Here is a 7,244-nt window from a genome sequence, read left to right as displayed (position 1 = left end):
AGTACGCCCTGACACCACCCACGGCACCGTGTCGGTACGCACCGACGGCTCCGACTCCGGCTCACTGGCCGGTGCGGCGGGCGGCTCCTCCACGATGAGGTGGGCGTTGGTGCCGCTGATGCCGAAGGCGGACACCCCGGCGCGCCGCACCCGCTCCCCTTCGGGCCACTCCCTGGCCTCGGTCAGCAGCTCCACGGCCCCGGACGACCAGTCCACATGCGGAGTCGGCTCCTTGACGTGGAGCGTCCTGGGCAGCAGGCCGTGGCGCATCGCCATGACCATCTTGATGACACCTGCGCCACCCGCCGCGCCCTGGGTGTGGCCGATGTTGGACTTCAACGCACCCAGCCTCAGGGGCCGTTCGGCGTCACGGCCCTGGCCGTAGGTGGCGAGGATGGCCTGGGCCTCGATCGGGTCGCCGAGGGTGGTACCGGTGCCGTGGGCCTCGACGGCGTCCACCTCGGCGGCCGACAGCCCGGCGTTCGCCAGCGCCTGGCGGATCACCCGCTGCTGGGAGGGGCCGTTGGGGGCGGTGAGGCCGTTGCTGGCGCCGTCCTGGTTGACGGCCGAGCCGCGCACCAGCGCCAGCACCTCGTGGCCGTTGGCCCGGGCGTCGGACAGCCGCTCCAGGAGGACCATGCTGACACCCTCGCCCCAGCTGGTGCCGTCGGTGTCGGAGGAGAACGCCTTGGACCTGCCGTCGGGGGCGAGCCCGCGCTGCCTGCTGAACTCGATGAAGAGACTCGGCGTCGACATCATCGTCGTGCCGCCCGCCAGCGCCATCGAGCATTCGCCCTGGCGCAGCGCCTGCGCCGCCTGGTGGATGGCGACCAGGGAGGAGGAGCACGCGGTGTCGATGGTGAGCGCCGGGCCCTCCCAGCCGAGGGAGTAGGCGATGCGGCCGGAGACCACGCTGGCGGCCTTGCCGGTCAGCAGATAGCCCTCCATGTCCTCGGGGATCTCGCCGAGCCGCGAGGCGTAGTCCTGGCCGGTGGAGCCGATGAACACGCCCGCCGTGCTGCCCTTCGTGGAGTGCGGGTCGATCCCGGCGCGCTCCAGCGCCTCCCAGGAGGTCTCCAGCAGCAGCCGCTGCTGGGGGTCCATGGCCAGCGCCTCGCGCGGGGAGATCCCGAAGAACTCGGGGTCGAAGTCGTAGGCGTCGTAGAGGAAACCGCCCTCCCTGGCGTAACTCCTGCCCGGGGTATCGGGGTTGGGGTCGTACAGCTCCTCGACGTTCCAGCCGCGGTCGGTCGGGAAGGCCGAGATCACATCACGGCCGTCCGCCACCAGCTCCCACAGGTCCTCGGGGCCGCGGACGCCACCGGGCAGTCGGCAGCTCATGGCCACGATGGCGATCGGATCGTCGTCGGCGGGGCGGACGGCGGCCACCACCGCCGCCACGTCCGCCTGCTCGCCCAGTGCCTCGCGCCGCAAGTGGTCCACCAGGACGGCGGGGGTCGGGTAGTCGAAGAGGAGGGTGGTCGGCAGCCGCAGCCCGGTGGCGGCGCCCAGCCGGTTGCGCAACTCCACTGCGGTCAGGGAGTCGAAGCCGACCTCCCGGAAGGCGCGGTTGGCCTCGATGTCGTCCGGGGTGGCGAGGCCCAGCACGCCCGCGGCGTGTTCCCGCACCAGGTCCAGCAGGAACGGGTCCCGGTCGGCCGCCGGAAGGGCGGCCAGCCGCCGCCCGAACGAGCTCTCGTCGGTGTCCGCGGCCCCGCCACCGCCACCGGCCCGTACGACGCGCCGGGCCGGTGTCCTGACCAGGCCGCGCAGATAGGCCGGTACGGCGTCCTGGCCGGGAGTGGCGGCGGCGCTCGCGGCACGCCTGCGCAGATCCGCCAGGTCGAGCCGTACGGGCACGAGCGTGGCGTCGCCCGCCGCCCGCGCGGCGTCGAAGAGTTCCATGCCCTCCGCGCTGGGCAGCGGACGGATGCCGGAGCGCGCCATGCGCCGCACATCGGTGTCGTCCAGGTGCCCGCTCATGCCGCTGCGCTGCTCCCACAGGCCCCAGGCGAGGGACTGGGCGGCCAGACCGCGGGCCCTGCGGTGCTGGGCGAGCGAGTCCAGGAAGGCATTGGCCGCGGCGTAGTTGGCCTGTCCTGCGTTGCCGATGGTGGCGACGACGGAGGAGTAGAGCATGAACGCGGCCAGGTCGCGGTCCGCGGTCAGCTCGTGCAGATTCCACGCGGCGTCCACCTTGGGCCGCAACACGCGGTCCAGCCGTTCGGGGTTCAGCGCGTCCACGACGCCGTCGTCGAGCACACCCGCCGCGTGGATCACGGCCGTCAGCGGATGCGCGGCGGGTATCGCACCGAGCAGCCCGGCAAGCGCCTCCCGGTCGGCCGCATCGCATGCGGCGACGGCGACGGTGGCCCCCAACTCGGCTAGACCGGAACGGAGTTCGTCCATCCCGTCGGCCGCGGGCCCGCGCCGACTGACCAGCAGCAGATGCCGTACGCCGTGCTCCCCCACCAGATGGCGGGCGACGAGCCCGCCGAGGGTCCCGGTGGCGCCGGTGATGAGAACGGTGCCTTCGGGGTCCAACGGCCGGTGGCCATCGGCCCGCCCGGCAGCAGAGGCGGCGGCGACCTCGGTGGCCCCGGTGGCGGTGGCGGCGATGCGGGTGGCACCGGCCCCCTCGGCGACCCCGCTGACCCCAGAGCCAGTGGCCCCGGCGGTTTCCGTCCTCTGCCTCGCCACTCGCCCCAGCCGGGGCGCCCTCACCCGGCCCTCGCGAATCGCGCACTGCGGTTCGCCGGAGGCCATCGCGGCCGGGAGGGCGGCCAGCGAACGCGTCTCGGTGTCGAGGTCTACGAGGACGAAACGGCCGGGGTGTTCCGACTGCGCCGAGCGCACCAGGCCCCACACGGCGCCGTGCGCCACGTCCGGGACCTCTTCGCCGGGGGCGGCCGCGACCGCGCCGCGGGTGAGGAACACCAGCCGGGAGGGGGCGAGTCGGTCATCGGAGATCCAGCGCTGGATCAGCGCCAGCGCTCGGTGGGTGGCCGCGTGGGCCGCCTCCGCCAGATCGCCGTCGCCATCGACGAGGCCGACCCCGACCCCGACCCCGACACACGGCACCAGCACCGCGTCCGGCACCTCCGCCGTCTCGTCGTAGGGCACCGCGTCCACGGCCGAGGCGAGCCCGAACGGGTCGTCGCCGAGCACCGCCCAGCTCGCCGGGGTCGTGGCGGTGTCTGCGGTGGTGTCCGCGGGGGACACCGCGGGCCACTCCAGGCGGAACAGCGACGGGTGAAGCGCGGAGTGGCCGCCGATCGGTTCGGGCGTGGCCACCGCGCGCAGCACGAGGCGGTCCACCGAGGCCACCGGGGCGCCGGTCAGATCGGCCGCGGCGACCGCGTACGTATCGGGACCCCTCGGCGTCAGCCGCACCCGCAGGGCCGTGGCGCCCGTGGCGTACAGGGCCACACCGCTCCAGGCGGCGGCCAGCCGCGTTCCGTCGCCATCGCCACCGCCGTCGCCCGGGGCCGCGTCCAGCGCCGACTCCAGCAGCACCGGGTGCAGTCCATAGCGTCCGGCGTCCGCCTCCTCCGCCTCGGTCAGCCCGACCTCGACATAGATGTCCTCGCCGAGCCGCCAGGCCGCGACGGCGCCTCCGGCCACCTCCGCCGGGACGGCGTCGGCCGGTGGCCACGCGGCGAGGCCGATGTCGGCGGCCTGGGCACCGGTGCCCAGGACCGCCGTGGCATACCGCGTCCACGGCTCGTCGGCGTCGGCGCCCTCGGCGCGCGCGTGGACGCTGAGGGCGCGCGAGCCCCCGCCGTCCGGGGCGCCGACGCGCACCTGGATCACCGCGGCGCCCTTCTCGGGCAGCACCAGCGGCGCGTCCAGGGACAGTTCCTCGACCCGGCCGCAGCCGACCTGGTCGCCCGCCCGGATCGCCAGTTCGGCGAGGGCGCTGCCGGGGAGCACGGCCGCGTCGGGGCCGGTGCGCTCGGTCAGCCACGGGTGGTCCTGTGCCGAGATCCGGCCGGTGAACAGGTGGTCGTCCACGCCCGCCAGCGGGACCGCCGCGCCGAGCAGCGGATGTCCGGCCGGGTCGAGTCCCGCCGCCGCCACATCGCTCGCCGCGACCGGCTTGTCCAGCCAGTACCGCTGCCGCTGGAACGGATACGTCGGCAGCTCAAGGGCGCGCTCACCGCGCCCCGGCGCGCCCCCGAACACAACGTCCCACGACGGCTCGACACCCTGGACGTACGCCTCGCCGAACGAGCCCGCGAAGCGCTCCGCGTCGCCCTCGTCCCGGCGCAGCGTGCCGACGACGGCGGCGGTGCTTCCGCCCGCGTCCTCGATGGTCTGCTGGAGCGACATGGCGAGCATGGGGTGCGGGGCGCATTCGATGAACGCCGTGTGGCCGTCGGCCAGCAGCGCCCGGGTGGCCCGCTCGAAGTCCACCGGCTCGCGCATGTTCCGGTACCAGTAGTCGGTGTCCAGCTCGGTGGTGTCCAGCGGCCCACCGGTCACCGTGGAGTAGTACGCGATCCGCGAGGCGCCCGGCCGCACCCCGGCCACCTCGCGCAGCAGCCGCTCGCGCAACCCGTCGACCTGCGGGGAGTGTCCGGCGGTGTCCACGCCCGGCACCCGGCGGGACTTCACCCCGTCGGCGGCGAGCTCGGCCATGAACGCGTCCAGGGCCTCCGGGTCGCCGGAGACGGTCACGGTGGCGGGACTGTTGACGGCGGCGATGCCGAGGCGTTCGCTCCACGGCCGCAGCCGCTCCGCGACCGTACCGGCCGACGCGAGCACCGAGAGCATGCCGCCCTTGCCGCTCAGCTCGGCCCACGCCTGGCTGCGCCGGGCCACCACCTTGGCGGCGTCCTCCAGCGAGAGCCCTCCGGCCACGTACGCGGCGGCTATCTCGCCCTGCGAGTGGCCGACCACCGCGGCCGGTTCCACGCCGTACGAGCGCCACAGCGCGGCGAGCGACACCATCACCGCGAACAGCGCGGGCTGCACCACATCGATCCGGGACAGCGACGGCGCGTCCGGCTCGCCGCGCAGCACATCGCGCAACGACCAGTCCAGGAACGGCTCCAGGGCGTCGGCGCACTCCTCAAGACGCTCCGCGAAGACGGGCGACGCGTCCCACAGCGGAAGCGCCATCCCGATCCACTGCGAGCCCTGCCCGGGGAAGACGAACACGGTCTTCCGCCGCCCGCCCGCCGTGCCCTGGACCACATGGGGCGACGGGGTGCCCTGCGCGAGCGCGCCGAGGCCGTCCAGGAGCCGGTCCCGGTCCCGGCCGAAGACCACCGCCCGGTGGCCGAAGGCGGTGCGGGTGGTGGCGAGGGCGTGGCCGAGTGCGGCGAGGTCGGTGCCGGGGTGGTCGGCCAGATGGTCCCGCAGCTGTTCGGCCCTGGCGCGCAGGGCCTGTTCGGTGCGCCCGGACAGCACCCAGGGCAGCACGGGCAGCCCCGGGGCCGCCGGGCGCGGCTCATCGTGGCCGACGGCCGGTTCGGCGGGGGCCTGCTCCAGGATGGCGTGGGCGTTGGTGCCGCTGATGCCGAAGGACGACACACCGGCGCGGCGCACCCGCTCCCCCTCGGGCCACTCCCTGGCCTCGGTCAGCAGCTCCACGGCCCCCGACGACCAGTCCACGTGCGGCGAGGGCTCGTGGATGTGCAGGGTCCGGGGCAGCACGCCGTGGCGCAGCGCCATCACCATCTTGATGACACCGGCCACCCCCGCCGCCGCCTGGGGGTGACCGACGTTGGACTTCAGCGAGCCGAGCCACAGCGGCCGGTCCCCGGGGCGGTCCTGGCCGTACGTGGCGAGCAGCGCACCCGCCTCGATGGGATCGCCGAGCGCGGTGCCGGTGCCGTGTGCCTCGACCGCGTCCACATCGGCCGCGGTCAGCCCGGCGTCGGCCAGCGCCTGCCGGATCACCCGCTGCTGGGCCGGGCCGCTGGGGGCGGTGAGGCCGTTGCTCGCGCCGTCCTGGTTGGTGGCGGAGCCGCGGACCAGGGCAAGCACCTGGTGGCCGTGGCGGCGCGCGTCCGACAGCCGCTCCAGCAGCACCATGCCCACGCCCTCGCCCCAGCCGGTGCCGTCGGCGCCGGCCGAGAACGCCTTGCAACGGCCGTCGGGCGACAGCGCCTTCTGGCGGCTCAGCTCCACGAAGATGCCGGGGCTGGACATCACGGTGGCGCCGCCTGCCAGCGCCAGCGAGCACTCGCCCTGGCGCAGCGACCGTACGGCCATGTGCAGGGCCACCAAGGAGGACGAGCAGGCGGTGTCGACGGTGACCGCGGGGCCCTGGAGACCCCAGGTGTAGGCAATCCGGCCGGAGGCGACGCTGGTGGTGCCACCGGTCAGCAGATAGCCCTCGAACCCTTCCGACGCCTCATCCATCCGCGGCCCGTAGTCCTGCGGCATGGCGCCGACGAAGACACCCGCGTCGCCGCCCTTGAGCGTGGTGGGGTCGATCCCGGCGCGCTCGAACGCCTCCCACGCGGTCTCCAGCAGCAGCCGCTGCTGCGGGTCCATCGCCTGGGCCTCGCGGGGGCTGATGCCGAAGAAGGCCGGGTCGAACTGGTCGGCCTCGTAGAGGAATCCGCCCTCGCGCACATAGCTGGTGCCGTGGCGGGCCGGATCCGGATCGTAAAGCCCCTCCAGGTCCCAGCCACGGTTGGCGGGGAAGCCCGCGATGGCGTCCCGGCCCTCGCTGACCAGCTGCCACAGCTGCTCGGGGGTGCGCACCCCGCCGGGGAGGCGGCAGCTCATCGCCACGATGGCGATCGGGTCGTCGTCGCCCGTGGCGGTCCGGGGGGCGGCCGGGCGCGGGGTCACGGCCGCCGGGGAGCCCACCACCACGTCCCGGAGGTGGTGGGCGAGGGCCAGCGGGGTGGGGTGGTCGAAGAGTACGGTCCCGGCGAGCCGTGTTCCGGTGGCGGCGCCGAGGAGGTTGCACAGCTCGACGGACATCAGCGAGTCGAAGCCGAGCTCCTTGAAGATCTTCTCGGGGTCGACGGCGTCGGGTCCCGGGGAGCCCAGGACCCAGGCGGTGTGGGTACGGACCAGCTCCAGCGCCACGCGCTCGCGGTCGGCGGCGTCGGTCAGGGCGGCGAACTCCTCGCGCCACGAGAGGGGTTCATCGGTGGTGGCGTCCCCGGTGCCGGGGAGGTCGGTGTCCAGCCAGTAGCGCTGTCGCTGGAAGGCGTACGTGGGCAGCTCCACCCGCCGCGCACCACGCCCGCCGAACACCGCCTCCCAGTCCACCTCGC

At 74.6% G+C, this 7,244-nt stretch carries 1 protein-coding gene; it reads right to left on the bottom strand.

Annotated elements, in window-relative coordinates:
• The coding region (locus VT50_RS35500) for a type I polyketide synthase (RefSeq protein ID WP_143645321.1) at window positions 1-7,244 on the bottom strand (7,244 nt) is incomplete at both ends.

This window comes from Streptomyces antioxidans (assembly GCF_000968685.2).
Taxonomy (GTDB): Bacteria; Actinomycetota; Actinomycetes; order Streptomycetales; family Streptomycetaceae; genus Streptomyces; species Streptomyces antioxidans.
The sequence above is the reverse complement of the archived record's forward strand: the minus strand, read 5'-3'. Positions and strand labels throughout refer to the sequence as shown.